22 protein-coding genes and 1 pseudogene are annotated in these 24,090 nt (G+C 72.3%); 11 read left to right on the top strand and 12 right to left on the bottom strand.

The genetic code is table 11. The features are described from left to right. Positions 1-60: 60 nt before the first annotated feature. Positions 61-1,719 carry an IS1634 family transposase gene (locus BS75_RS02435; RefSeq protein ID WP_197091885.1) on the top strand — a complete coding sequence of 553 codons (1,659 nt, stop codon included), beginning with the start codon at positions 61-63 and terminating at the stop codon, positions 1,717-1,719. Here BS75_RS02435 and BS75_RS02430 read toward each other — a convergent pair. After that, entirely contained in the window at positions 1,716-2,600 is an 885-nt protein-coding gene (locus BS75_RS02430; protein ID WP_231607656.1) for an SDR family oxidoreductase, read from the bottom strand. The genes BS75_RS02435 and BS75_RS02430 overlap by 4 nt on opposite strands. Positions 2,601-2,653: 53 nt before the next feature. On the opposite strand from BS75_RS02430, the gene BS75_RS02425 reads away from it, so the two are divergent. Both BS75_RS02425 and BS75_RS02420 read left to right on the top strand, forming a co-directional pair. Next, the gene (locus BS75_RS02425) at positions 2,654-3,175 is read left to right on the top strand and encodes a MarR family winged helix-turn-helix transcriptional regulator (RefSeq protein WP_042438796.1); all 522 of its coding nucleotides are present in this window, start codon (positions 2,654-2,656) and stop codon (positions 3,173-3,175) included. Between the two features lie 221 nt (positions 3,176-3,396). Continuing rightward, complete coding sequence (locus tag BS75_RS02420; protein WP_052069116.1) at positions 3,397-3,723, top strand: hypothetical protein; 327 nt, start codon at positions 3,397-3,399, stop codon at positions 3,721-3,723. A 227-nt stretch (positions 3,724-3,950) separates the two neighbouring features. Here the strand turns inward: BS75_RS02420 and BS75_RS02415 are convergent, their stop codons facing one another. Together BS75_RS02415 and BS75_RS02410 are read right to left on the bottom strand one after the other, a co-directional pair. After that, a complete protein-coding gene (locus tag BS75_RS02415) occupies positions 3,951-4,160 on the bottom strand; it encodes a hypothetical protein (protein ID WP_034087005.1) in 210 nt (69 codons plus the stop codon). Beyond that, the gene (locus tag BS75_RS02410; protein ID WP_034087004.1) at positions 4,157-4,588 is read right to left on the bottom strand and encodes a hypothetical protein; all 432 of its coding nucleotides are present in this window, start codon (positions 4,586-4,588) and stop codon (positions 4,157-4,159) included. The genes BS75_RS02415 and BS75_RS02410 overlap by 4 nt, the downstream gene beginning before the upstream one ends. Before the next feature lie 382 nt (positions 4,589-4,970). Here BS75_RS02410 and BS75_RS02400 point away from each other — a divergent pair, with 382 nt between their 5' ends. Both BS75_RS02400 and BS75_RS02395 read left to right on the top strand, forming a co-directional pair. Next, positions 4,971-6,428, top strand: coding sequence for a helix-turn-helix domain-containing protein (locus BS75_RS02400; protein ID WP_034087002.1), 1,458 nt, complete (start codon positions 4,971-4,973; stop codon positions 6,426-6,428). Positions 6,429-6,431: 3 nt separating this feature from the next. Further along, positions 6,432-6,917, top strand: a complete 486-nt coding sequence (locus BS75_RS02395; RefSeq protein ID WP_034087001.1) for a hypothetical protein — start codon at positions 6,432-6,434, stop codon at positions 6,915-6,917. A gap of 139 nt (positions 6,918-7,056) precedes the next feature. Here the strand turns inward: BS75_RS02395 and BS75_RS45885 are convergent. Then, positions 7,057-7,756, bottom strand: a pseudogene (locus BS75_RS45885) (alpha/beta fold hydrolase); the annotation flags it as partial. Positions 7,757-7,953: 197 nt separating this feature from the next. On the opposite strand from BS75_RS45885, the gene BS75_RS02385 reads away from it, so the two are divergent. Then, positions 7,954-8,541 carry an SMI1/KNR4 family protein gene (locus tag BS75_RS02385; protein ID WP_034087000.1) on the top strand — a complete coding sequence of 196 codons (588 nt, stop codon included), beginning with the start codon at positions 7,954-7,956 and terminating at the stop codon, positions 8,539-8,541. A gap of 206 nt (positions 8,542-8,747) precedes the next feature. Here the strand turns inward: BS75_RS02385 and BS75_RS02380 are convergent, their stop codons facing one another. The 5 genes from BS75_RS02380 to BS75_RS02360 form a co-directional block, all read right to left on the bottom strand. Further along, on the bottom strand, positions 8,748-9,212 hold the full coding sequence (locus BS75_RS02380) for a MarR family winged helix-turn-helix transcriptional regulator (RefSeq protein ID WP_052069114.1): 465 nt from the start codon (positions 9,210-9,212) through the stop codon (positions 8,748-8,750). Between the two features lie 26 nt (positions 9,213-9,238). Next, a complete protein-coding gene (locus BS75_RS02375; protein ID WP_034086999.1) occupies positions 9,239-9,946 on the bottom strand; it encodes an SDR family oxidoreductase in 708 nt (235 codons plus the stop codon). A gap of 49 nt (positions 9,947-9,995) precedes the next feature. Beyond that, positions 9,996-11,147 carry an RNA polymerase sigma factor gene (locus tag BS75_RS02370; RefSeq protein ID WP_034086998.1) on the bottom strand — a complete coding sequence of 384 codons (1,152 nt, stop codon included), beginning with the start codon at positions 11,145-11,147 and terminating at the stop codon, positions 9,996-9,998. A gap of 8 nt (positions 11,148-11,155) precedes the next feature. Next, a complete protein-coding gene (locus tag BS75_RS02365; protein ID WP_034086997.1) occupies positions 11,156-11,563 on the bottom strand; it encodes a YciI family protein in 408 nt (135 codons plus the stop codon). Between the two features lie 127 nt (positions 11,564-11,690). Next, the gene (locus tag BS75_RS02360) at positions 11,691-12,341 is read right to left on the bottom strand and encodes a TetR/AcrR family transcriptional regulator (protein ID WP_052069113.1); all 651 of its coding nucleotides are present in this window, start codon (positions 12,339-12,341) and stop codon (positions 11,691-11,693) included. Positions 12,342-12,493: 152 nt separating this feature from the next. Here BS75_RS02360 and BS75_RS02355 point away from each other — a divergent pair, with 152 nt between their 5' ends. Then, a complete protein-coding gene (locus BS75_RS02355) occupies positions 12,494-14,779 on the top strand; it encodes an MMPL family transporter (RefSeq protein WP_063771520.1) in 2,286 nt (761 codons plus the stop codon). Between the two features lie 72 nt (positions 14,780-14,851). Here the strand turns inward: BS75_RS02355 and ddaH are convergent, their stop codons facing one another. Beyond that, complete coding sequence (gene ddaH, locus BS75_RS02350) at positions 14,852-15,676, bottom strand: dimethylargininase (RefSeq protein WP_034086996.1); 825 nt, start codon at positions 15,674-15,676, stop codon at positions 14,852-14,854. Positions 15,677-16,418: 742 nt separating this feature from the next. On the opposite strand from ddaH, the gene BS75_RS02345 reads away from it, so the two are divergent. From BS75_RS02345 to BS75_RS02330, 4 genes are all read left to right on the top strand, one after another. Further along, positions 16,419-19,307 carry an AAA family ATPase gene (locus BS75_RS02345; RefSeq protein ID WP_081982056.1) on the top strand — a complete coding sequence of 963 codons (2,889 nt, stop codon included), beginning with the start codon at positions 16,419-16,421 and terminating at the stop codon, positions 19,305-19,307. 125 nt (positions 19,308-19,432) lie between these two features. Continuing rightward, entirely contained in the window at positions 19,433-20,089 is a 657-nt protein-coding gene (locus BS75_RS02340) for a helix-turn-helix transcriptional regulator (protein WP_042438798.1), read from the top strand. Positions 20,090-20,227: 138 nt separating this feature from the next. Next, a complete protein-coding gene (locus BS75_RS02335; protein WP_034086995.1) occupies positions 20,228-20,893 on the top strand; it encodes a DUF4255 domain-containing protein in 666 nt (221 codons plus the stop codon). Further along, positions 20,890-22,917: an ATP-binding protein gene (locus BS75_RS02330; RefSeq protein WP_034086994.1), complete on the top strand. Its 2,028-nt coding sequence runs from the start codon at positions 20,890-20,892 to the stop codon at positions 22,915-22,917. Before BS75_RS02335 ends, BS75_RS02330 begins: the two co-directional genes overlap by 4 nt. Positions 22,918-23,100: 183 nt before the next feature. Here BS75_RS02330 and BS75_RS02325 read toward each other — a convergent pair whose 3' ends face one another. Both BS75_RS02325 and BS75_RS02320 read right to left on the bottom strand, forming a co-directional pair. Further along, a complete protein-coding gene (locus BS75_RS02325) occupies positions 23,101-23,730 on the bottom strand; it encodes an HAD-IA family hydrolase (protein WP_034086993.1) in 630 nt (209 codons plus the stop codon). Next, positions 23,727-23,981: a helix-turn-helix domain-containing protein gene (locus tag BS75_RS02320; protein ID WP_152645979.1), complete on the bottom strand. Its 255-nt coding sequence runs from the start codon at positions 23,979-23,981 to the stop codon at positions 23,727-23,729. Before BS75_RS02320 ends, BS75_RS02325 begins: the two co-directional genes overlap by 4 nt. Positions 23,982-24,090: the final 109 nt, after the last annotated feature.

Here is a 24,090-nt window from a genome sequence, read left to right as displayed (position 1 = left end):
CGCCGGGATGTGCGCGTTGATGGTGGCGTGCCTGTCTTCGTCGGTCGCGACCGTTCCCGTGTGCAGCGTCCCCGAGCCGAGCTTCTGATCACCGCAGTGGTGGAGAAGCGGCTGGGGGCGCTGCCGGCCTGTGCGCATTTCCTGCGCCGGCTGGACATCGCCGGCATCATCGACGGACTGTGCCCGGTGCGCGATGTCGCCCACCTCACCCACGGACAGGTCGTCGAGGCGTTGATCGCCAACCGGCTGTCCTCGCCGACGCCCCTGTTCAAGGTGGCCCGCTGGGCCGAGCAATGGGCCGTGGAGGACGTCTTCGGCATCCACGCCGACTTCCTCAACGACGACCGCATCGCCCGCGCGCTGGACGCCGTCGCCCCGCACCTGGACGAACTCGTCGGCTCCATCGGGGCCAAGGCGATCACCGAGTTCGGCATCGACGCCTCACGCTGCCACTGGGACATGACCAGCGTCTCCCTCTACGGCGCCTACGAGAACCCCGACAGTGACTACCCAGTGGTCAAGTTCGGGCACCCCAAGGACCGGCGCACCGACCTGAAGCAGATCCAGGCCGGACTGGCGGTCACCGGCGACGGCGGCATCCCCGTCACCCACCGCGCCTTCAGCGGCGGAGCCGCCGAGGTCTCCCAGGTCGTGGACGCGATGACCGCCCTGCGGCAGATCGCGAAGCGCCCGGACCTGCTGCTGGTAGGCGACAGCAAACTGCTGACCTACGACAACGTGTCCGCGATGACGGCCGAAGGCGTCCACTTCCTGGCTCCGGCTGCCGCCGCCAGCGTCGACAGCGCCGTCTACGCCGCTCTGGACCTGCAGTCGGCCGAACCCGTGGAGTACACCGCCGAACGCGACGCCGACAAGCCAGCTGACCAGCGCGCCCTCTACCGAGTCATGGAGGACCGGTTCACCTGGAAGGGCCGGCGCAGGAAGGACCCCGCGCTGACGATGCGCCGGATCCTGGTCCACTCCAGCTCCAACGCGACCGGACAGCTCAAGGCCCGCACCAAGAAGCTGGCCCGGGCCCGCGAGGACCTGGAGAAGATCCAGCGCAACCTGGGCACCCGCCACTACCCCGACGCCAGGAAGGTCGCCGACACGGTCGCGGTGATCGCCAAGAAGCGCCGCGTCACCGCCTACCTGCACACTGATGTCAGCACCAGCCCGGACGGGAAACCCACCCTGACCTGGTCATTCGACCAGGACGCCGTCGACGCCGAAGCGGCCGTCGACGGCTGGTACACGCTGCTGACCAACCTGCCCGCCGACCAGGCCACCGCAGCCCAGGTGCTCCTGCACTACAAGGGCCAGGGCACCGTCGAACGCCGCTACAGCCACGTCAAGGGCCCCTTCGCGATCGCGCCGATGTTCCTGCAGAACAACCGCCGCATCGCCGCCCTGATCACCGTGATCTGCCTGGCCCTGCTGGTCTTCTCCCTGATCGAGCGCCAGGTCCGCCAGGCCCTGGGCGACCAGCGCACCATGCACGGCCTCCAGCCCGGCAGCAACCAGGCCCTGCGGCCGACCGGCGAACTGATCCTGACCGCACTGTCCGACCTGCGTATGCGCAGCGGCACCGCCACCAGCCCACCAGTCGTCCTAGTCAGCGAAGGCATCCAGGCCCGACTCCTAGACATACTCGAAGTCGACCCAACCCACCCCCGCTGGCTCGACACACGTTTCCCTATGTGCGAAGGACACAGCTAGCCGGCGAAGGCCTGGAGGTTCTCCTCGGCCCACTGGGCGAAGGTGCGGGCCGGGGTGCCGAGGAGGGTCTCGGTGGTGTCGGCGATCGGGGCCGGGACGCCGTCGGCGGCGGCCCACTGCTTGAGCAGGGAGGAGAGGATGGGGGCGGGCATATGGCGGCCCAGCGTCTGCTCGGCCTCGGCGCGGGTGAGCTGGAGGACCGGGATGGTGCGGCCGAGCAGGGCGCCGATGCAGTCGATCTGCCGACGGAAGGTCAGCGACTCGGGGCCGCTGAGGGTGAGGGTCCGGCCGGTCAGGGCCTCGGTGGTGAGGGCGGCGGTGGCGATCTCGGCCAGGTCCTCGGGGTGGACGACGGTGAGGTGCGCATCCGGGTAGGGGAGTTGCATCGGCATCCCGCCCCGGATGGCGAAGCTCCAGGACAGGGAGTTGCTGCTGAAGGCGCCGGGGCGGAGCACCGTGGTGGTCAGCTTCGACTGGGCCAGTGCGCGCTCGACCCGCACGTGGGGGCCGGCCATGCCGTCCTGCTCCGCGTCCGGCAGCAGGACGGAGGACGAGGAGAGCAGCACCACGTGCTGGACGCCTGCCTCCTCGGCGGCGCGGATCAGCTCGTCGATCCCGGTCTCGGAGGAGTAGAGGAACAGCGCGGTGACGTCCTGGAGAGCCTCGGCGTGCGCCTCCGGCCGGGTGAGGTCGAAGGGCACCGGCCGCACGCCGGCCGGGAGTACGGCGGTGGCCTCGACCGGGTTGCTGCTGGCGGCGCGGACCGAGTGCCCTGCGGCGTGCAGGCGGTTGACGACGCCTCGGCCGACCTGGCCGCGTACTCCGGTCACCAGGAAGGTCATGGCGTTCTCGCTCTCATTTATATGTGTGCTTGCATGCATATGTTTGTTCTTCCACATGTGTCTGTCTATTGTCAATCGTCTATGCTGCGGGCATGACGGCGAAGCCGAAGAGGCAGTTCACGGACGAGGAGGCGGAGGCGCTCCTGGGTTCCGTCGGTCCGGCGTTCACCCGACTGCGGCGCAGTGTGCTGCTCGACGTGGAGAAGCCGGTCTCCGCCAAGGACCTCTCCAGGACCCCGGTACTGACCGTGGTGGAGGCGGGGGCTGCGGAGGAGCCGCCCCGGGAGGTCAACATCGGGGCCATTACCGAGAACCTGTCGGTGGACCCCTCGGTGGCCAGCCGGATGGTCTCGGACTGCATCCAGGCCGGCTACCTCACCCGGCAGGCGTCCCAGACCGACGGCCGCCGGACGGTTCTGCGGCTCACCCCCGAGGGTGAGGCCATGCTGGCCAACTTCCGCCGCCAGCAGCGGGATGCGTACGTCTACATCACCCGCGACTGGAACGTGGACGACCGACTCGCCTTCGCCCAGCTACTGCTGAAGTATGTGGACGCCGTCAACGAGGTGCGCAGGGACGCCGCGCCGGCGCGGGCGAAGTCACGCGACAGGTAGCCGGCGGCGGAATCGGATCCGTCCGGAGCGTGCGCGGCCTCGACCAGGCCGCGTCCAAGTCCGGCGGACTGCCCGTTCCGGACGAGTGAATTCGGTCGATGCGCATGCGCGAACATGGCAGCATGACCGCATGACGACGAACAGAAAGGTCCATGCCGCGTAGCCGGCCGGGACACATCCGGGCTGCCAGTGCTGGCCCCCGGGCACGAACTGCGCGGCCGGTGATCGACGGTGTCTCTCTGCGGACGCTGTCCGAGATCACCCGCCTTGAGCGCACCCGGAACTACCTGCGTCCGGGGGACGTCGCTGACGCGATCCGGCTGTGGAAGGACTATGTCCACCGCCCGGAGCGTCAGTTGTGGCGCGACCACGACTGGGGCAGCGACCACTGGGACTGCTGCGGTAACCCCCTGGAAGCCCGTTCCCTCCTCGGCACGGTGATGCAGGCGCTGTCAGCTCAAGGTGCGCGTGAACTCCGCAGGATCGTCGGCAGGGCCGACTCCGAATGGCGGCTGCCCTCGCCTCCGTTCGCCGAAGACGGGGGTTGACCGGCCTGCGCCCCGTGGCTGCCGTGCTGCTCATCGGGGGCCGGTTGCACGGCCTCTCCGGCGGAGTCCCAGTCGAGGGCGATGCGGTTGCGGCGCTGAACGGCCGGATCCTGGAGCAGCACCGGTTTTCGAGCGCCCGCACGCACCCGGTGCCGCACGGTCCGGCCACCCCGGCGGTGACGCGGATCAACGCGGTGCGGCGAACCCGTTGCCCGCGCTGTACCCGGTCACCGTGGCGCACCGACGGCGGTGAGGGTCTTCAGCGGCTCTCGGCAGCCCCGGTCGAGGAGCAGCGCGTAGGCGAGGCATTCGCGGCACATCGGGTCACCGCCCACGGTCGGCGTCACCGCGCGGGCCTTCCGGCAGCTGCCGCAGTCCCCGTGCGTCCAGGGCGCAGCGTCCATGGCGGCGGTGTCCTCGGCGTGCTCGCGGTTCATCTCGTCCCTCCCGGGAGTCGGGTGTCATGGAGTGCGGCGGCGAGCCATGCGGCCGGGGTGAGTACGCCGGCCTCGGGCAGGTGGAGCCAGCGGACGGTGTCGGGATGGAGGGCGTGGATCCCAGGCACGGCAATCCAATTGCCTTTGCCGAGGAGTTGGCAGTTGCTGCGGTAGTGCGCGGTCGAGCCGGTCCGGACGATCCAGTACAGGCATTCGGAGCGGCGCGAGTGCAGGACGGGTCCGAGGAGCGGGCGGTCGTGGGCGTCGGCGAGGAGACGTCCGGCGGTCGCGAGACCGAGCTGCTCCGGCGTCCGGACGGCGTCCCAGTCGTAGCCGGCGGCGAGGAGGAGCACGTTCGAGTCGGGCGCCCGGTAGGACTGCGGGTTGAGCAGCCAGTTGACCTCGGGGGCGACCGTCAGCGCGGTCATGGCGTACCGCCTTGGTGCTCGGGGCAGGTGACGACGGGCCAGACCAGGTGCTCGCCTGGCCGTACCTCCGTGCGGACGTGACCGGCTGGCAGCAGCTCACAGTCGACTCGTCCGCAGCGGATGCAGGAAAGGGCGTGGAGCTGGTCGTAGTCGGCTTGTATGCGAGGCCCGTCGTTTCCGGCGAGGATGGGGACGGCGTCGATGAGGGCCCGCTCCGGCTGGCGCTCCATCAGCATGACTCGTGCCTCTCGATCGACGACTGGCCGCAAGGTTGCGGTACGAACAGCGTCGTCAGCGGTGCGATGTCGCACGAGTACCGGCGGGGGTTACCGCGACGGTAATACTCTGGTTGCTCTGGGTGATCCAGCTGAAAGCGAAGCCAATGAACCAGCAGTCCCTCATCCCGACGGACGTCCTGTCCCGCACGGACATGCGGGCGGCGTTGGCCGAGCACGACTTCGCTACCGCCTTCGGCCTGCTCAAACGCCATGGCATCAGCCAGAACCGCATCGCTGCGGCCTGCCAGCTCAGCCCCGGCAAGGTGTCAATGATCGTCAGCGGCAGGCATCAAGTCCTCAGCTACGACGTCCTTGCGCGTATCGCTGACGGCCTCCGTATCCCAGGCGGCTACCTCGGACTCGCACCACGCTCTTGGGAATCGGCAGGCCCGTCACTGCAGAGCGATCCCCTGCCGGGCATCCCCACGCCCCCCGACACCGACGCAGCATGGTCGCCCGACCATACGGTTCACCTCGCGGTCCGCCTGACCCGAAGCGACCTCATCATGGACCGCCGTGCCGCAGCACTGCTGATCACGGCCGCCGCCCTGTCTGGCGCGGCCCTCCTGGACCCCCTCGAAGGATGGCTCCAGCCGGCCACCCGGGGCGCCGACGCCCGACGACCCGGACGCCTCGGCGTACAGGACGTTCAGCAGCTCGAAGAGACAGCGGTGGCGTTCCGGCACTGGGACCACCGGTACGGCGGCGGCCTCAGGTCCAAGGCCGTACTCGGCCAGCTCAACGAGGTCGCGAGCGCCCTCGAAGAACACCAGTTCGGCCCAATCGAACGGCGCCTCTACCGGGTCATGGCGCAACTCGCTGGAACCGCCGCCACCATGGCATGGGACGGCGGTCTCCAGCGAAGGGCCCAGGACTACTACCGGCTCGCACTTCGCGCCGCGCATGCCGGCGACGATCCTGTTTTCGGCGCGAACGTGCTCGCGGGTATGGCAAGGCAGATGCTCTACCAGGGCCGACCTGCTGATGCTTTGGAACTCGTGCGCCTTGCTCAGGAAGGCACACGGGACCTCGCGGGTCCCAGGGTTCGGGCGATGCTCCACACCCGCGAAGCGTGGGCGCTCGCAGCTACCGGCCGCACCGCGGCATTCCGCCGCGCCACTCAGCAGGCCCAAGCCGATCTCGCTGCCGCCCGGGAACCCGACGAAGAACCCTACTGGATCTTGTACTTCGACGACTCCGAGCTGTCCGGGGTGACCGGCGGCCGGCTCCTGGAGCTCGCACGACAGGACCCCCGCGCCCACGCGGATGAGGCGGCCGAGCACATTCGGGCGGCGATTGCCCGCAGGCCGCCCCACGCAGCCCGCTCCCATGCCCTGGATCACATCGGGCTTGCCGAGACACGGTTCCTCGCCGGGGACCTGACGGCCGCCTGCGAGCAGACCGAGCGGGCTGTGGAAGCTGCTGCCGCCACGCAGTCGGGCCGTGTCCGCACGCAGCTTGCCGAGCTCTACCCCTATACCGTTGGCCGGTCGGCATCTGGGAGGGTTCGGCAGGCCCGCGATAGCATCCGTACGCTGCTGGCCGAGCGATCAGAGGGGTGATTCGTGACCGTCCTTGCTGTGACCGGGCATATGGATCTGTCCGAGGAGTCCGTTCCGCTGGTTCGGGACGAGTTGCGACGCGTCCTCAGCGAGGCTGCTGCGCAGGGGCCGTTGACTGCGCTGTCGTGCATCGCCCGGGGTGCCGACTCGCTGTTTGCGGAGGCCGCCTTCGAGGTCGGCGGCGACCTTGTCGTGGTCGTCCCGTCAGCGGACTACCGGGAAGCGAAGGTGAAGCCGAAGGACGCCGCACTGTTCGACCGCCTGGTGGCTGAGGCGGCGGAAGTGATCGTGATGCCCTTCCGGACCGCCGGACGCGAGGCGTACGAAGCGGCGAACGAGTTGCTGCTGGAGCGCGCGGAGGTGCTGGTGGCGGTCTGGGACGGGCAGCCCCCGACGGGCAAGGGTGGTACGGGCGACATGATCGAGCATGCGCGGGCGGCCGGCGTGACCGTGCGGCGCGTGTGGCCGGACGGCTGCTCGCGAGGCTGAAGGCCGCCCTCCTGTCCGGCGGACCGAGAACACCGGCCAGGGAGGTGTCATGCGTCTGCCCCTCCTCCCACGGTCGCATTCGTTGGGCCCGCGCCTGGAACGGGCGTACGTGTCCTGGGTGTTGCGTGCGTTCTGACGGTCAGCGGTGCTTGAAGTGCTCGACGGCGTCGAGCATCGTCTGCCGCAGGGCCTCGCTCCCGGCGTGCCGCTGTCCTCGATGATGTGGAGCTGCGCGTCCGGCCACGCCTTCGCCAGCTCCCATGCCGTCTGTACCGGGCTGCCCAGGTCGTGTCGCCCGTGGCCGAGTACCGCCGGGATGCCGGCCAAGCGGTGGGCGTCGCGAAGCAGTTGGTCATCCTCCAGCCAGGCGCCGTGGCTGAAGTAGTGGGCGCAGATCCGGACGAACGCGATCTGCGCGTCGACCTCCCGGGCGCTGTACATGCCGGGCACGCCGTTGGGCTCGTTGGAGATCACCGCGTCCTCCCAGGCCAGCCAGTCGGCGGCGGCCTTCGCCCGGACCGCGCGGTCGGGGTTCTCCATCAGCCGCGCGTAGGCGGCGAGCAGGTCGCTGTCCCGTTCGTCCTCCGGGACGCCGTCGCGGAACCGGTCCCAGGCCTCGGGCTGGGGAGGTGCTCGCGCAGCTGCTCCATGTCGTCGATCAGGTGCTGCGCGGTGTTGCGGCTCATGTCCGCCGCCGGGTCACTCGCGTGCGGGGTACTGCGGCCGCAGTTGCGCTGGTCGAAGCGGACGAGTCGGTAGCGCTCGGGGTCAAAGGCCCTGGCCGGCCGCTGCGGTGTGCCCGCGCCCTGTCCGCCGTGGACGTTCAGGACGGTTTGCCCCAGGACCACAGTGCGGTCCTCGCCGGGCTGACCCTGGACTGCAGCTCCGGCGTCGTCGAAGGCCACATCGACCGCCTCCAGATGCTCGAACGCCAGATGTTCGCCGCGCCGGACGCCCGCTGCTGCGCAAACGGGCCCTCCTCGCCCCTGACCCGGCTCGACCCGGTAGATTCCACGGCAACGAGAAGAGAAGTTCCGTGGACCCACGTATCGCCCGCCTGCGGCGCAAGCTGGCCCAAAGCCCCTTCAACCCGCACCGAAGCCACTCCTTCGGCGAGGAGCACCACCGCCTCCGGCCCGGTCCGCCTCTGACAGAGAAGAAGATCAGCGCGTTCGAGGCCGAACAGAGCATTGACCTTCCCGACGCCCTGCGGCAGTTCCTCCTCCACGTCGCGGGCTCGGGTGCGGCCCCGTTCTACGGCCTGATCCCGCTTGAGGACGGCTCTCTCTACACGATGGAATCCAGAGGTTACCCCGGAAGCCCACGCGGATTCGTCCGGGCACGGAGAGGAGCAGCGGAAGGCGATCTCTTCCTGCACATCATCACCATGGGCTGCACCGACATGTGCCTCATCGCGGTCACCGGCCCCCTCACGGGGCGTGTCCTCATCGGCAACGCCGAAGGCCACTGGGGACCGAACGTCTCCTCGGCCCCGGACTTCCTCGCCTGGTACGAACGCTGGCTCGACCATATGAACGCCGGCAAGGACAACCGCGCCTTGGAACTGACATCACCACCGCTTCGATCTCATCCGCAGCGACACCGCCTGGTACCAGTGATCTAACGCCCCCGCGACTGCAAGAGGGACGCCGACAAAGGTGACCCCCCGTCACCGGGAAGGTCGGCGAGGGCGTTGTCCCAGGTGGCCAGCTGACGCAGTGCCAGGTCCAGGGATTCGGCATCGACAGACTCGCCGAATCGCAGCCGGACCCACCCGGAGCTGACGGCTCCTGGCGCGTGCGAACCGCGACGGCGGCGGAGATCAGGAGCTCATGGGGGATCGCCGTGCTGGTCTGCGGCGAGGAGGTGGGTGAGGAGGCGGGTGAGGTGGTCCAGCTCCTGGGGTGGTAGTGAGTCGAGTGCGCTCGGCGGGCGGAGGAGGATGGCGTCGGCGGTGGCGATGGCCTGGTGCCCGGCGGGGGTGAGGGTGACCAGTTTACGGCGGCGGTCGTCGGGGTGCGGCAGGCGTTCCACCAGGCCATGGGCTTCGAGCTTGTCCACGATGGTGGTGGTGTAGGGCGCGTCGGCGCCTATCGCATCCGCCAGTTGACGGAGAGTCAGTGGATGGTCGCGGAGCTGGAACAGGGCCTTGCCGCGTCCTGCGCCGAGACGGAAGCCGAGGGCTTCGGCGAGATCGCCGTGGCGGTTGTGGGTGCCGACGAAGCTGTACATCAGGGCCCAGGCGCGCTGGGCGGGGTCGGGGGGACCCTGGTCCTGGTTCGAGTTGCTGGACATCGGTGCTGTGCTCCGGGGTGGGGGACCTACCAGGCGACGGTTCGGCCGAGGTAGTCGACGTAGTGGAGTCCGGGCTTGCCCTGGAGCGAGTCGATCGTCCTGACGGCGTTCGGGATGCTCTCCTCGATGGTCAGTCGGGCGTCGGGGCCGCCGAGGTCGGTGCGCACCCAGCCGGGGGCGAGGAGGACCAGCGTCCGGGTGTCCTCGCTGCGGCGGGCCGCGTAGCTGCGCATGAAGGTGTTCAGTGCCGCCTTGCTGCCCCGGTAGACCTCGTGGCCGCCGGTCTCGTTGTTGGCCACGCTGCCCTGGCCCGAGGACATCACGCCGATCGTGCCGGTCGGGGTGACCAGGTCGGCCAGCGTCTCGACGACCCGCAGCGGGCTGAGCGCGTTGGTGACCATGACCCGGACGAACTCCTCGGTCGAGGTCTCGGCGACGGTTCCCTCGGGCTCGTTGGTGACGCCGGCGTTGACGAAGAGGAGATCGAAGCTGCGCGAGGCCAGCCGCCGGTGGAGCGCCTCGACCTGCTCGGGTTCCGTGATGTCGACGGTTTCGATTTCGAGGCTCGCGCCGTGGGCGTCGGCGAGATCGTGGAGCCGCGTCCGGGCTGTCCCGCGCACGGTGGCGACCACGTGCCAGCCGTTCCGCAGCCACTCCTCCGCCAGTGCCAGCCCGAGGCCGCGGGAGGCGCCGATGAGCAGGACCTGCTTGCCCGCCTGATTAGTTGTAGTCATAACAATGATTGTGTGGGGTACAAGTATCTGCGTCAAGCGGTCAGCGGTGTCACCGGGCGTCGAGGCCTTGGTTGAGGCGGGCCGCCTGACGGGTCAGGTGCTCGCGCTCGGCCAGGGTGGGGGCCTGCCGGGCCGCCTCGGCGTAGAGCCGGGCCGCGGTCGCCCGGTCGCCCTCGCGCTCGTGCAGGTACGCGGCCACCGCGGTGTGGCGGGGCAGGGCGGCGTCCAGTGCCGCCAGCGCGGCCAGCCCGGCTCGCGGTCCGTCGGCCTCGCCGACGGCCACCGCGCGGTTGAGCCGGACGATCGGGCTGTCGGTCAGCCGGACGAGCTCGTCGTACCACTCGACGATCTGTACCCAGTCGGTCTCCTCGGCGGTGGGCGCGTCGGCGTGCAGCGCCGCGATGGCGGCCTGGGCCTGGAACGAGCCGAGCCGGTCCCGGGCGAGGGCCGCCTGCAGGATCTCGACGCCCTCGGCGATGGCGCGGGTGTCCCACCGGCCGCGGTCCTGCTCGGCGAGCGGCACCAGGCTGCCGTCGGGCGTGGTCCGGGCGGCGCGCCGGGCGTGGTGCAGCAGCATCAGTGCGAGCAGCCCGGCCACCTCGGGGTGGTCGATCGCCGCCGCCAGCTGCCGGGTGAGCCGGATCGCCTCGGCGGCGAGGTCGACGTCGCCGGAGTAGCCCTCGTTGAAGACCAGGTAGAGGACGCGCAGCACGGTGGCGACATCGCCGGGCCGGTCGAGCCGGGCTCCCGAGACGGTGCGCTTGGCCCGGCTGATGCGCTGCGCCATGGTCGCCTCGGGCACCAGGTAGGCCCGGGCGATCTGCCGGGTGGTCAGCCCGCCGACGGCGCGCAGGGTCAGCGCGACCGCCGACGACGGCGTCAGCGAGGGGTGGGCGCAGAGGAAGTAGAGCTGGAGGGTGTCGTCAAGACCGGGGGCCGGGCCGGGCGCCGGCTCCTCGTCGACGCGGTCCTCGCGTCGGCGGCGGGCGGTGTCCGCGCGGGTCGCGTCGAGGAACCGGCGCCAGGCCACGGTGACCAGCCAGCCCTTCGGGTCGCGCGGCCGGCCGTCCGTCGGCCAGACGCGGACCGCCTCGACCAGCGCGTCCTGGACGGCGTCCTCGGCCGCTGCGAAGTCGGCTCCGCGGCGGACGAGGATCCCGAGGACGCCCGGAGCGAGGCCCCGGAGCAGCGCCTCGTCCAACTCGGAGGTCACTCCGTGACGGTGGGCGAGACGCCCATGAACGGGCGCAGCTCCAGCCACTCGTGGATCGGCCGTCCGCCCGCCCCGGGGGCGGCGGAGAGCTCCCCGGCCAGTTCGAGGGCGCGCGGGTAGCTGTCGACGTCGATCACCATCCAGCCGGCGATCAGGTCCTTGGTCTCGGCGAACGGGCCGTCGGTGACCGGCGGGCGGCCCTCGCCGTCGTACCGGACGAAGGTCCCGCCCGGGGAGAGCGCCTGGCTGTCGACGAGCTCGCCGGTCGTCACCAGCCGGGCCGCGAAGTCGTGCATGTACTGCATGTGGGCCGAGACCTCCTCCGGGGTCCACCGGTCCATGGGCACGTCGTTGACCGGGCTCGGGGCGCCCCGGTAGTGCTTGAGCAGCAGGTACTTGGCCATGGCGGTTCTCCTCGGTGCTGGTGCGACCCATTGTGGCCGCAGTCACGGCAGGGACGGAGCCGGCCACGGGATCTCGACATCGGCGGCGGGGGAATCTCGACCCGGCTGGGCGAATCGCCCCGCCGGGTCACCCCCCGGGCGCGCCGCCCTCGGGCCCCAGTGCGTCGAAGGCGGCCCGGACCAGGCCCTTCAGGTCGGTCGTGGGCTGCTGGAGCTCGGGTCGGCGCAGATGGGTGAGCCGGACCGCGCGCAGGACCGCGACCCCGGCGCGGGAGAGCACCGCCGCGCGCAGTTCCGTGCCGGGGTCCGCGCTCGCGGGATCGGCGCCCGGCGGCAGCAGCCGGGCCAGGAAGGCGGACTCCACCGCCTCCTCCATGTCGACGAGCAGGAAGCGGTCGCCCCGCCGGGCCGCGTCGCGCTGCAGCGGCTGCGGGCCGACCAGCAGGATGCCGGGGGCGGCGCCCTCGCGCCCGGCCAGGTCGAGGACGCTGTTGCGCAGCGCGGTCAGCGGCGGTTCCTCGGCCGGTCGGGCCCCGATCGCCTCGGCCAGCAGCGGGATCAGGTCCCGAACCTGCTGCAGGATCAGGCTCTCCTTGGAGGGGAAGTAGCGGAAGAAGGTCCGCTCCCCGACGCCGGCGGCCTCGGCGATGTCCCGCACCGTCACCGACTCGAAGTCCCGTTCCCGGAACAGCCGCGCCGCCGCCTCGATCAGCGCACGGTGGGTGCGCTGCTTGTTCTGCTCTCGGCGTCCCGGCTCCCGGGCGTGTGCGGTCTCCACGCCGCAATCATCCCAGACCGATCGTCCCCGGCCGGGCCGGCCGGACCCGGTATTTGGCAGTCCTGCCATCTTTGTTAATGTGGCAGAGCTGCCAGTTTCCAGGGCGGCGCCATGCGGACCCCGGACCGCGAATCCCAGCCCACGGAGCCACCATGCCCACCCTGCTGTACCGACTCGGAAGCCTCGCCTTCCGCCACCGACGACGTGTCCTGGCGCTCTGGCTCGTGCTCATCTCCGCCACCGTGGCCTGCATGGTCGCCTTCGGCGGCACCGGCAAGCTGGACAACACCTTCACCATCCCCGGCTCCGAGTCCCAGCAGGCGCTGGACCGGATGCACAGCGACTTCCCGACCTCCTCCGGCACCAGCGCCCAGATCGTGTTCACCGCGCCGGCCGGGCAGAAGCTGACCGACCCCGCCGACCAGCAGGCGATCCGCACCGCCCTGGCCGCGGCCGGCTCCGCGCCTCAGGTCGCCAAGGTGGTCTCCCCGGAGGTCGCGCACACGGTCTCGCCGGACGGCAGCACCGCCGTCGCCCAGGTCCAGTACGAGGTCACCGCGAGCCAACTGCAGTCGGGCTCGCTGGACGCGCTGAAGAGCGCCGTCGGCAGTGCCGGTCAGTCGGGTCTGGACGTCCAGGTCGGCGGCGCGGCCTTCAGCTCCGCCTCCTCGAAGTCCGGGAGCTCCGACCTGATCGGGGTCGGCATCGCGCTGGTCATCCTGGTGATCACCTTCGGCTCGCTGCTGAGCGCCGGGCTGCCGCTGGTCAGCGCCATCGCCGGGGTGGTCACCGCGATAGCCGGCGTGCTGGCGCTGACCGGCGTGGTCTCCATCTCCTCGACCGCGCAGAGCCTGGCCCTGATGATCGGGCTGGCGGTCGGAATCGACTACGCGCTGTTCATCGTCAGCCGCCACCGCTCCCAACTCGCGCTCGGCACCGAACCGCAGGAGTCCGCCGCGCTGGCCGTGGGAACCGCCGGCAGCGCGGTGGTCTTCGCCGGACTCACCGTCGTCATCGCCATGGCCGGGCTGTCCGTGATCGGCATCCCCTACCTGACCGTGATGGGGCTGAGCGCCGCCGCGGCCGTGCTGGTCGCCGTCGCGGTCGCCACCACCCTGCTGCCCGCGCTGCTCGGCTTCGCCGGCCACCGGCTGACACCCCCGCCCGGCACCCGGGCGAGGCGCCGCGAACTGGTCGCCTCACGCGCCGGCGCCGAGCCCGCCAACACGGGTGAGCGGTGGTTCCGCCTGGTCACCCGGCGTCCGCTGCTGACCGTGCTGGCCTGCCTGGTCGCGCTGGGCGCGCTCGCCTGGCCGGTGCACAGCCTGCGGCTGGCGCTGCCCGACAACGGCACCGCCCCGGCCGGCTCCTCCCAGCGACTGGCCTACGACCAGGTCAGCAAGGAGTTCGGCCCCGGCTTCAACGGTCCGCTGCTGATCCTCGCCGACACCAGCCACGCCGCCGACCCGACCGCCGCCGCCGACCGGATCGCGGCCACCCTCCGGACGCTGCCGGACGTCTCGGCCGTCGGCCGACCGAGCCTGAACCCCGCCACCGACTCCGCGCTGATCCAGGTCGTCCCCGCCAGTGCGCCCAGCGACCAGGCCACCCGGAACCTGGTCGACGCCGTCCGCGCGGAGGAGGGGACCATCCGACAGCAGACCGGCGCGACCATCGGCGTCACCGGCAGCACCGCCGTCGACGTGGACGTCTCGGCCAAGCTCAACGCGGCGCTGATCCCCTTCGCCGCGGTCGTGGTCGGGCTGTCGCTGCTGCTGCTCCTGCTGGTCTTCCGCTCGATCGTGGTGCCGCTCAAGGCGGCGGCCGGCTTCCTGCTCTCCATCGCGGCGACCCTCGGCGCCATGGTCGGGGTCTTCCAGTTCGGCCACTTCAGCAACCTGATCGGGGTGGACCGGGCCGGGCCGGTCAGCAGCTTCCTGCCGATCATCCTGCTGGCGGTGCTGTTCGGACTGGCCATGGACTACGAGGTGTTCCTGGTCTCCCGGATGCGCGAGGCCTACGCCCGCACCAAGCAGCCGCTCGCGGCCGTGCACAGCGGCGCCCGGCACAGTGCTCGGGTGGTGACCGCCGCCGCCCTGATCATGATCTCGGTCTTCGCGGCCTTCCTCGGCACCGACAGCCAGATGCTCAAGCAGATCGCCTTCGCGCTGGCCGTCGGAGTCCTGCTGGACGCCTTCGTGATCCGGATGACCTTCGTCCCGGCGGTGCTCGCGCTCACCCGCCACGCGGCCTGGTGGCTGCCCCGCCCGCTGGCCCGGGTGCTGCCCGACCTCGACATCGAGGGCGAGCGGCTCCAGCACCACCGCGCCGCGGCCGGCCGGGTGGAGCAGGAGCGGGCAGAGCAGGAACCGACGGAGCAGGAACCGACGGAGCAGCAGCGGGCGGAGCTGCGGGACGCGGAGGGATCCCTGACCTGAGGCGTCGGCGCGCGGCGGCGTTCCGGGCCCGGAACGCCGCCGGCGCGGCAACGACCGGCCGTCCGGCGACCCTCAGCGGCCGCGGATCTCCAGGGTGCAGCACTTGGCGCTGCCACCGCCCTTGAGCAGCTCGGACAGGTCGACGCCGATCGGCTGGAAGCCGCGTCGGCGCAGCTTCTCCATCACCCCGGTCGCGGCCTCGGGCAGCACCACGTGCAGGCCGTCGCTGACCGCGTTGAGGCCGAAGACCTGGGCGTCCGCCTCGCTCACCCGGATCGCGTCCGGGAAGAGCTCCGCCAGCAGGGCCCGGGCGGCCGGGGAGAAGGCCTCCGGGTAGTACATGATCTCGTCCCCGTCGAGCACCGTGAGTGCGGTGTCGAGGTGGTAGAAGCGCGGGTCGACCAGTTCCAGGCCGACCACCGGGCGGCCGAGGAACTCCTGGGCCTCGGCGTGGCCCTCGGGGGTGCTGCGGAACCCCTGGCCGGCCAGCAGGCAGGTGTCGGTGAGCAGGAAGTCGCCCTCGCCCTCGTTCACATGGACCGGGTCGTGGCCCAGGTAGCCGCGGGCCCGGAACCACTCCAGGTAGGCCGGGCCCTCGGCGGCCCGCTCGGCGTTGCGGAAGCGGACGCCGAGCACCCGGCCGTCCACCACGGTGGCGCCGTTGGCCGCGTACACCATGTCGGGCAGACCGGGCAGCGGGTCTATCAGCTCCACCCGGTGCCCCAACTGCTGGTGCAGCGACCGCAGCCGCTCCCACTGGAGGACAGCGAGGCGGGTGTCCACCGGCTTGGTCGGGTCCATCCAGGGGTTGATCGTGTAGCTCACCTCGAAGTAGGTGGGGCGGCACATCAGGTAGTGGCGCGGGCGGGGGACCCGGACCTGCGTCGACCGGTTCATGGCACTCCATTCGACTGAACGAGGGGACACGGCAGGGGAGCTGTCAAGCCCGCTGCGGGAACTCGTGCTGCGGGAGGTCGCGCAGTGGGCGGATCGGGCTGGCCGGCAGGACGGGACCGGCGCAGAGCGGGGCGCCGGACATGATCCGGATCGTATCCCTGCTGCCCAGCGCCTCGCCCGGGAAGTCGCCCAGCAGGGGCGCCGATCGGGATCGCGCCGTGGTTGACGGTGGAAGCACTCGCGCGGGACCGACCCATCATCTCCGGCCGGGAGTATCTCCGGTAGAAGCCCCCGGAGATGACATTCCCTCGGCCGCCGTCTCCGCCGACCACGCGTTCCCCGGTGAGCCGATGGTCCGTGCGCCGGTTCCGTGCGGGATCAGCGCCCGATCACCGTTCTGGATCCGCCGCCGGTGCGAGTCCGGGCGCGGGCGCGGGGGAGGCGGGACACCGGGCGAACCGCATTCCGGGCCATTTCGCTCCGCCGCCGAGGTTCGCCTACGGATCTCCGATGGCCACACCGGTGCTGACCTGGGGATATCTGCGGTTGGTCATGGGTAGGACGGCAGCAGAACCGGATACGGCTGATTAGTCGTCAAAAGGGAGAGATGGGCCACATTCCGCCCGTCCGGAAGGGGCCGGTGTTCATGACGGGGACACGGCATGTCATTATCTACTAGCTAGTCAGATAGTGGGACGAACCTTTGATACGGGGCGAGCGGGACAAGGTGAGTACGGCCGGGATGACCCACGTCGAGGAGTCGGCGGGATGCCTGCCGCCGGGACCGGTGCACGAGTCCGAGCGGGGCTGCGGGCCGCTCCGGGAACGCGAGGACGCCCTGGCGCTGTTGGCCCGCGAGGCCGGGCACGCCCGGCGCGGGGCCGGCCGACTGGTGCTGTTCAAGGGTGCCACCGGCACCGGGCGCACCTCCCTGCTGGAGGCGGCAGCCGAGGAGGGCACCGGGCAGGGCATGCGGGTGCTGAAGGTCCGCTGCTCCGCCGAGAACACCGGCGCGGCCTACGCCGCCGTGCTCCAACTCCTCGACCCCTGCTCCGAGCTGGGGGCCGACCCGGCCCCGGACGCCGGACCCGACGAGCCGCCGGACCCGGCCCGGCAGCGGCGGTTCATTGGTCGGCTCTGGCAGCTGCTCTGCTCGTACACCGGCGACTCGCCGCTGCTGCTGGCCGTCGACGACGTCCACCTCGCCGACCCCTCCTCACGGCGCTGGTTCACCGGGATCGCGCGCAGGCTGGACGAGTTGCCGGTGCTGCTGGTGGCGACCGAGCGCAGCCAGTACGACATCGCGCCGTCCGCGCCCGGTCTCGCCCACGCCCTGTCGCCCTCGCTGGTGCGGACCCGTACCCTCGCCCCGCTGAGCCGGACCACCGTCGAGGAACTGGTCCGCGCCTGGGGCGGTGACCGGGTCGGCGACGCCTGGGTGGACGGCTGCGTGCGGGCCGGAGCGGGCAACCCGCTGCTGCTCCGGGCCCTGCTGGACGACCTGCGGACGCCGGCCCGGGCCGGTGCGGCCGCGGCGGCGCTGCCGGACAGCCACGCCGACCTCTACCCGGGCGCCTACGCGGCCGCGGTCTCCTGGTGGCTCGACAGTGCCGGGCCCAGGACCGCGGCCGTAGCCCGGACGCTGGCCGAGCTGGAGGACGGCCACGACGCCGGGGAACTGCTCGCCGCGGTGGCCGGGGCCGACCCCGCCAGGGTGTCCGGCTGGGTCACCGCGATGGAGCGGCTGGGCATCCTGCGCCGGGACCCGGTGCGCGGACAGCCGCGCTTCGCCCACGGCCTGCTGCACGGGGCGGTGCTGGACGGCTGGCCCCGCTCGGCCCGGCAGGCCACCCACCGGGCGGCGGCCCGGCTGCGGTACCGCCGCGGCGACCGGGCCGAGGCGGTGGCCGGACACCTGCTGCAGGCGCCGCCGGTCGGCGCGGAGTGGGCCGCGGAGGTGCTGCTGGACGCCGCGCCCACTGCGGTGGGCGCGGGCCGGACCGCCGACGCGGTGGACTACCTGCGCCGCGCACTGGACGAACCGATGTCGCGCAGCCGCCGGGCCGCGACCCTCGGCGACCTCGGCTCGCTGGAGTTCGCCACCGTGCAGTCCGCCGGGATCTCCCGGCTCGCCGAGGCGCTCCGGCTGCACGAGCAGCCGGAGGACCGGGTGCGGACCGCCATCTCGATGAGCACCGCGCTGGCCTCCCAGGGCGAGGCGCAGGCCGCGCTCGCGGTACTGCGCGGCCTCGGCGGCAGCGTGCGGGACGACCCGGGACTGAGCCGCGCGGTGCAGACCGCGTCCGCGCTGCTCTCCGACCACGACCGGGAGATCCGGCAGCAGGTCTACTCCGGTCTGCGCGACGAGCAGGAACGCTCACCGGTGGCGCTCGGTCCGGCCGAACAGGCCCTGGTGGTCCGGTTCGAGGCGACCGCCGGACTGGTGTCGGCCGGGCGGGCCATGGAGCGGATCCGGACGCTGCTGACCGTGCCCGAGGACCCGCTGGTCAAGCCCTACCTGCTGGGCACGGCGGCCACCGTCGCCCAGTGGGCGGACGAGCTGGACGAGGCCGACCGGCTGGTCCGGCGCGGTCTGGCCGAGCAGAGCCTGCTGCGGCTGCACCCGATGCACCTGGCCCTGCTCAACACCCGCGCGGACACCGCCCTCGCCCGCGACCGCTTCCCGGAGCTGCTGGCGGAGCCCGGGGTGTGGGAGCTGCCCGCCGACCGCGGCGCCGGCTCCGGTCCGACCAACCTCCAGGCCAACGCACTGCTGGCGCTGGTCGAGACCGACCGGCTGCCCGAGGCCCGCCGCCTCGCCGGCCGGATCGGCACCGCGGACGCGCACGACAGCTGGGAGTTGAACCGGTTCCTCTACGCACGCGGCGTGCTGCGCGCGGCCTCGGCCGACCACCTGGGCGCCCTCGACGACCTGCTGGAGTGCGGACGGCTGCAGACGGCCCGGGACGTGGTGTCCCCGGTGGTCACGCCGTGGCGCTCGGCCGCCGCCGAGTGCTACCTCGCGCTCGGTCGGCCGCAGCCGGCGATCGCCCTCGCCGAGGAGGAGCACCGGCTCGCCGCGGTCTGGGACACCCCCCGGGTGCTGGGCCGTGCCCTGCGGACGCTGGGCGCGGTGACCGGTGGTCAACGCGGCCTGGAACTCTCGGCGCAGGCGGTCGACACGCTGCGGGGCGCCCCGGCCGGCACCGAGCTGGTGAGGGCGCTGCTCGCGCGCGGGCGGCAGCTGACCGCCGCCGGGCAGTGGGGCCAGGCGCGACCGCTGCTGCAGGAGGCCGCCGCCGTCGCCGAACAGGCGGGCGCCGCCCGGCTGCTGGCCGGCGCCGAACGGGCGCTGCGCGAGGGCGGAACCCGGCGCACCGGCGCCGGGCACGCCGGCCCGGCCGAACTCACCGACAGCGAGTACCGGATCGCCGCCCTCGCGGCCGAGGGACGGACCAACGCCGAGATCGCCGAACTGCTGCAACTCGCCCTGCGCACGGTGGAGACCCACCTGACCAACGCCTACCGGAAGCTGGGCATCCGCCGCCGCACCGGCCTCCCCGCAGCGCTGGACCGGAGCGGATCTCGTGGTTCCGCCCGCGCTGCGGCTCGTGGTGCATCTCGTGGGTGACCACGATTGCGGATGCCGCACCGGGCACAGCACGATGGAGCGGAGGTCCTGCTTCCGCAGCCGGCTGTCCGGCGACCTCTCCCGAGCCGCGTGCGGCGGCCGGGGCACGCACGGAGGAGAAGCGCTTGCACACGTCCTTCGAACCGGCGGGCGCGCTGAGCCGGATCCCGGTCGCGGTGCACGCGCCGGATCCGATCTCCCTCGCCGGGGTCACCAGCCAACTGCGCCAGGAACCCGCGATAGAGCTGGTCGAACAGGCCAGCGAGCGGCCCGGACGGGTCGCCGTCCTGCTGGCCGACGCACTGGACCAGCCGACCATGTCCCGGCTGCGCCGGCTGGTGCGGACCGACGGCGCGCGCGCCGTCCTGGTCGTCCGGTCGATCCGCGAGGCCGACCTGCTCGACGTGATCGAGTGCGGGGTCGGGGCCATCGTCTGGCGGCACGAGGCCACCGGGCACCGGCTGGTCCAGGCCGTGCTCGCCGCCTCGCGCGGCGACGGCGACCTGCCCGGCGACCTGCTGGGGCGGCTGATCACCCAGGTGGGCACCCTGCAGCGGAGCTCGGCCGCGCATCCCGGGGGCATCCCCTCCGCCGGGCTCGCGCCGCGCGAGGTCGACGTGCTGCGGCTGGTGGCCGAGGGACTGGACACCGGCGAGATCGCCGGCAAACTGTCGTACTCCGAACGCACCGTCAAGAACGTGATGCACGGACTCACCACCCGGCTGCAGCTGCGCAACCGGGCCCACGCGGTGGCCTACGCCCTGCGTGAGGGACACATCTGAGGTCCGCGCCGGTCCCGGCCCGGCCCGCCGGTCCTCGGGGGCAGGCGGACCTGCCCCCGAGACGCGCCACCGTGCCCGCGCGGACGCACCCGGGGGCGGCAGGATCGTCAGCAGCGGCGAAAGGCAGGAGTGGCACAGGTGATCCATGAGGTGGACGAGGTTCTCCGGGGAATGCTGCGCGGCGGCGCGCTGGCCGGGACCGGCGTCGAGATCGCCTTCGACGCCCCCACCCGGGACTGGGCGGCCCGGCGCAACGCGCCGACCCTCGACGCCTACCTCTACGACATCCGCGAGGACGCCAACCGGCGCGAGCGCGGAGCGGTGGCGGTCCGCGACGAGCGCGGGTTCGTGGTCAGCAGGCGCCAGCCCCCGCGCTGGTTCCGGCTCTCCTACCTGATCACCGCCTGGACCAAGCGGCCCGAGGACGAGCACCGGCTGCTGTCCGCGGTCCTGGCCACCCTGCTGCCGCAGGAGGTCCTGCCGCCCGCTGCACTGACCGGGGCGCTCGCCGACCTCGGCCTGGCCGTGCCGATCACCGTCGCCGGACCGCCGGCCGAGTCGCGGTCCCTGGCCGACATCTGGTCCGCCCTCGGCGGCGAACTCAAGCCCTCGCTGGACGTGGTGATCACCGCCCCCTTCCCGGCCTACCCCGAGTACGACGCCGGGCCGCCGGTCACCGAGGGCGCGGCGGTGCGGGTCAGGGGCGTCGACGGGACCCTGGAGGACTCGGCCGAACGCCGGCACCAGCCCCGGCACTTCAGCCGCAACGCGGTCCGCCGCGCCCCGGGGGCCCGGTCCCAGTGAGCGAGCACCCCACGGCGGCGCCGCTGCTGGACCGACTGGCCCGGCTGCGGGAGCGGGTCGCCCTCCTGGTCGAGCGGCGCAGCGCCGTCGACCCGACCGCCGCCGACCCGCTGCGCGGCCTCTACCTCTCCGAGGAGGCGGTCGGACACCTGCTCCGGCCCGCCGCCGAGGAGGCCGTCGAGCCGGAGACCTGGACCGGAACGGGAACCGACGGCGACCGGTTGCTGGAGCTCGCCGAGCGGCTGGGGCTGAGCACGCTGGACGCCCGGATCCTGCTGCTGGCGCTCGCACCCGACCTGGACCGGAGCTTCGAGCCGCTCTACGGCTACCTCAACGACGACGTCGGCCGCCGCCGCGCGACCGTCGGGCTGGCGCTCGACCTGTGCGGGCTGCCCGCGCACTCGGCCGTGGGACGCGCGCGGTTCCATCCGGGGGCGCCGCTGGCCGCACTGGGGCTGCTGGCGCTCGCGGAGACCGAACGCCCCTTCCTCAGCCGCTCCTTGCAGGTGCCCGACCGGGTCACCGCGTTCCTGCTCGGCGACGACGCCCCGGACGCGGCGCTCGCCGGACACGCTCGGCTGCTGCCCGAGCAGGCCGTGCCGGCGGTGCCGGCGGTGCGGGCCGCGCGGGCGGGAGCGGCAGCGGACGCCGGCCCCGATCCGCTGACCGCCAAGCTGGCGAAGCGGCTGGCCGCCGGACCGGCGACGGTGTACCTGCGGGAACAGCGCGAGGGGGACGGCCTGGCCTGCGCCGCCGCGGCGCTGTCCGCGGCCGGCCTCGCGGCGCTGCACCTGAGCGCCGGGGACGGCGGCCCGGAGCCGCTGCCGGAGCTGCTCCGCGAGGCGCGGCTGCGCGGCTGCGCCATCGTCGTCTCCCCGCTGCCGGAACAGGCCGGGCCGCTGGTGCGGGAGTTGGCCGGGAGTACGGTGCCGGTGCTGCTGACCGGTCCGCATCCGTACGACCCGCAGTGGTGCGACCGCGAGGTGCTGGTGCTCGACGCTCCCCGGCAGCGCTCGGGCGGGGTGGACCTGTGGTCGGACGCCTTCGCCGCCGCCGGGGAACCCGGGTTCGACCTGGCGCAGGCGGTCGCGCCCTACCGGCTCGGCGCGGAGCGGATCCGCCGCGCGGCCGGGGCCGCCCTGGACCTGGCGGCCTTCGACGGCGCCCCGCTCTCCGCCGACCACCTGCGGCTCGCCGCCCGGCAGCAGTCCGCCTCCGGGCTGGAACGGCACGCCCGCCGGATCCGGCCCGCCGTCGGCTGGGGCGACCTGGTCCTGCCCGAGGCGCCGCTGGCGCAGCTGCACGAGCTGGTGCTGCGGGCCCGGCACCGGGAGCGGGTGCTCGGCGAGTGGCGGCTCAGCGCGGGCGGCGGTCGCGGCCGGGGCACGCTGGCGCTGTTCGCCGGCGAGTCCGGCACCGGCAAGACGCTGTCCGCCGAGGTGGTCGCCGCCGAGCTCGGCCTGGACCTCTACGTCGTCCAACTCTCCTCGGTCGTCGACAAGTACGTCGGGGAGACCGAGAAGAACCTGGAACGGATCTTCACCGAGGCCGACCGCACCGACGCGGTGCTGCTCTTCGACGAGGCCGACGCGGTCTTCGGCAAGCGCTCGGCGGTCAAGGACTCCCACGACCGCTACGCCAACCTGGAGAGCGCCTACCTGCTCCAGCGGCTGGAGTCCTTCGACGGCATCGTCCTGCTGACCACCAATCTGCGCGCCAACATCGACGACGCGTTCACCCGGCGGCTGGACCTGGTGGTCGACTTCCCCTTCCCCGACGCCGAGCAGCGGCTCGCGCTGTGGCGGCACAGCCTGGCCCACGTGCCGTGCGCGGAGGGCCTTGACCCGGAGCCCTGCGCCGCCGAGTTCGAACTGGCCGGCGGCTCGATCCGGAGCGCCGCGGTCACCGCCGCCTATGCCGCGGCCGGCCGCGGCTCCCCGGTCACCGGCGCCGACCTGCTCTCCGGCGCCCGGCGCGAGTACCGCAAGGCCGGGCGGCTGGTACTGGAGCCGGGCAGCTGGTGAAGGCCGGCCCGCCCGCCCGCAGGTAGTCATTGTTTGGTTTCCGTGGCTCTCCGGCTGGGTGCCAACTGCCGTCGAAGCGCGTGTGGACCCGAACCGAGCGCTGCCCCGGACGAGCGCCGACCCGGTGGGCCCCACGGCGGACGGCAGTCACGGCCGGCCTGACCGGCAGGGCGGTTTTCCGCTTCAGCGTCGAGCGGTTAGCGGCATGCCGAGAATGGCTTCCATCTGCGCGATCGTGTCTGCCGGCTCCTTGGCGAGGATGGTGGCGATTCCGAGGTCTTCGGCGGGCGGGAGGTTGCGGGCGGTGTCGTCCACGAAGACGCATGCCTCGCCGGGCAGTTCCATGAGACCGAGCATGATCGTGTAGATCTCGGCGTCGGGTTTGCGCAGCTTGTAGTGCTCGGAGATCAGCACAGTGTCATAGAGCCGGTCGAAGTCGTAACCGGCGTAGACGTCGTGCGGCTCGCTGCCGAGACTGTTGGAGAAGATCCCGACCCTCACGCCCTGCGCACGAGCGGCCTGCGCTGCGGCGATGACCGACGGCTCGGGGTGCAGGTCCAGGAGGACCCGGCCGAGCAGGTTGGTGCCGTCGATGCCGAGCAGGGCGCCCGTACGCTCGTTCCACTCGGCCTGGGTGATCGTCCCTCGCTCCAGGTCCGCGTAGAGGGCGGCGCCTTCGGGGTTCTTGGCGATGACGGACAAGAACATCCCCTCGGGCAGGCCGGCCCGGCGGTCGAAGCCCACCGCGCAGGCGGGCACGCTTGTGGTCAGGACTCCGCCGAAGTCGAGGATCAGGCCTGTACGGCGGCTCATGCGACACTCCCGGTGGTCTTGAGCAGGCTTCGGGTATCGATCACGTGTTCACCAAGGCTCCGCGTCCCCGCGGTCTTGTGGGTCCGCAGGCCGTGGTGCAGCTCGGTGACGCGGCGAAGGGTCTCGCGGTGCTGGACCTGGCCCACCCACGACTCGGACCGGCCGACTGCAGCTGCGAGCTCGTGCTGCAGCAAGCCCTTGCGCCTCCGGCCCTTCTCGATGCGCTTGCCAATGATCTTGTTGAACTCCATCACTGGGCACACCTCGAAGTCCGTGACCGAACCGCTACAGGCGGCAACCATACTCGCCCGGACCTCCGGGCCGGCAGCGAAGAGCCGACTCCTTGCCTCAGCGGCGGGG

This window comes from Streptacidiphilus albus JL83 (assembly GCF_000744705.1).
Lineage (GTDB): Bacteria > Actinomycetota > Actinomycetes > Streptomycetales > Streptomycetaceae > Streptacidiphilus > Streptacidiphilus albus.
This window is presented reverse-complemented; position numbering and strand designations above follow the sequence as displayed.

Bases quoted from the DNA above. Each gene is read 5' to 3' on its own strand.
- BS75_RS02430 (WP_231607656.1), bottom strand. From the start codon at position 2,600: ATGCATGCAAGCACACATATAAATGAGAGCGAGAACGCCATGACCTTC.
- BS75_RS02425 (WP_042438796.1), top strand. From the start codon at position 2,654: ATGACGGCGAAGCCGAAGAGGCAGTTCACGGACGAGGAGGCGGAGGCG.
- BS75_RS02415 (WP_034087005.1), bottom strand. From the start codon at position 4,160: ATGAACCGCGAGCACGCCGAGGACACCGCCGCCATGGACGCTGCGCCC.
- BS75_RS02410 (WP_034087004.1), bottom strand. From the start codon at position 4,588: ATGACCGCGCTGACGGTCGCCCCCGAGGTCAACTGGCTGCTCAACCCG.
- BS75_RS02400 (WP_034087002.1), top strand. From the start codon at position 4,971: ATGAACCAGCAGTCCCTCATCCCGACGGACGTCCTGTCCCGCACGGAC.
- BS75_RS02380 (WP_052069114.1), bottom strand. From the start codon at position 9,212: ATGTCCAGCAACTCGAACCAGGACCAGGGTCCCCCCGACCCCGCCCAG.
- BS75_RS02375 (WP_034086999.1), bottom strand. From the start codon at position 9,946: ATGACTACAACTAATCAGGCGGGCAAGCAGGTCCTGCTCATCGGCGCC.
- BS75_RS02365 (WP_034086997.1), bottom strand. From the start codon at position 11,563: ATGGCCAAGTACCTGCTGCTCAAGCACTACCGGGGCGCCCCGAGCCCG.
- BS75_RS02355 (WP_063771520.1), top strand. From the start codon at position 12,494: ATGCCCACCCTGCTGTACCGACTCGGAAGCCTCGCCTTCCGCCACCGA.
- ddaH (WP_034086996.1), bottom strand. From the start codon at position 15,676: ATGAACCGGTCGACGCAGGTCCGGGTCCCCCGCCCGCGCCACTACCTG.
- BS75_RS02345 (WP_081982056.1), top strand. From the start codon at position 16,419: ATGACCCACGTCGAGGAGTCGGCGGGATGCCTGCCGCCGGGACCGGTG.
- BS75_RS02325 (WP_034086993.1), bottom strand. From the start codon at position 23,730: ATGAGCCGCCGTACAGGCCTGATCCTCGACTTCGGCGGAGTCCTGACC.
- BS75_RS02320 (WP_152645979.1), bottom strand. From the start codon at position 23,981: ATGGAGTTCAACAAGATCATTGGCAAGCGCATCGAGAAGGGCCGGAGG.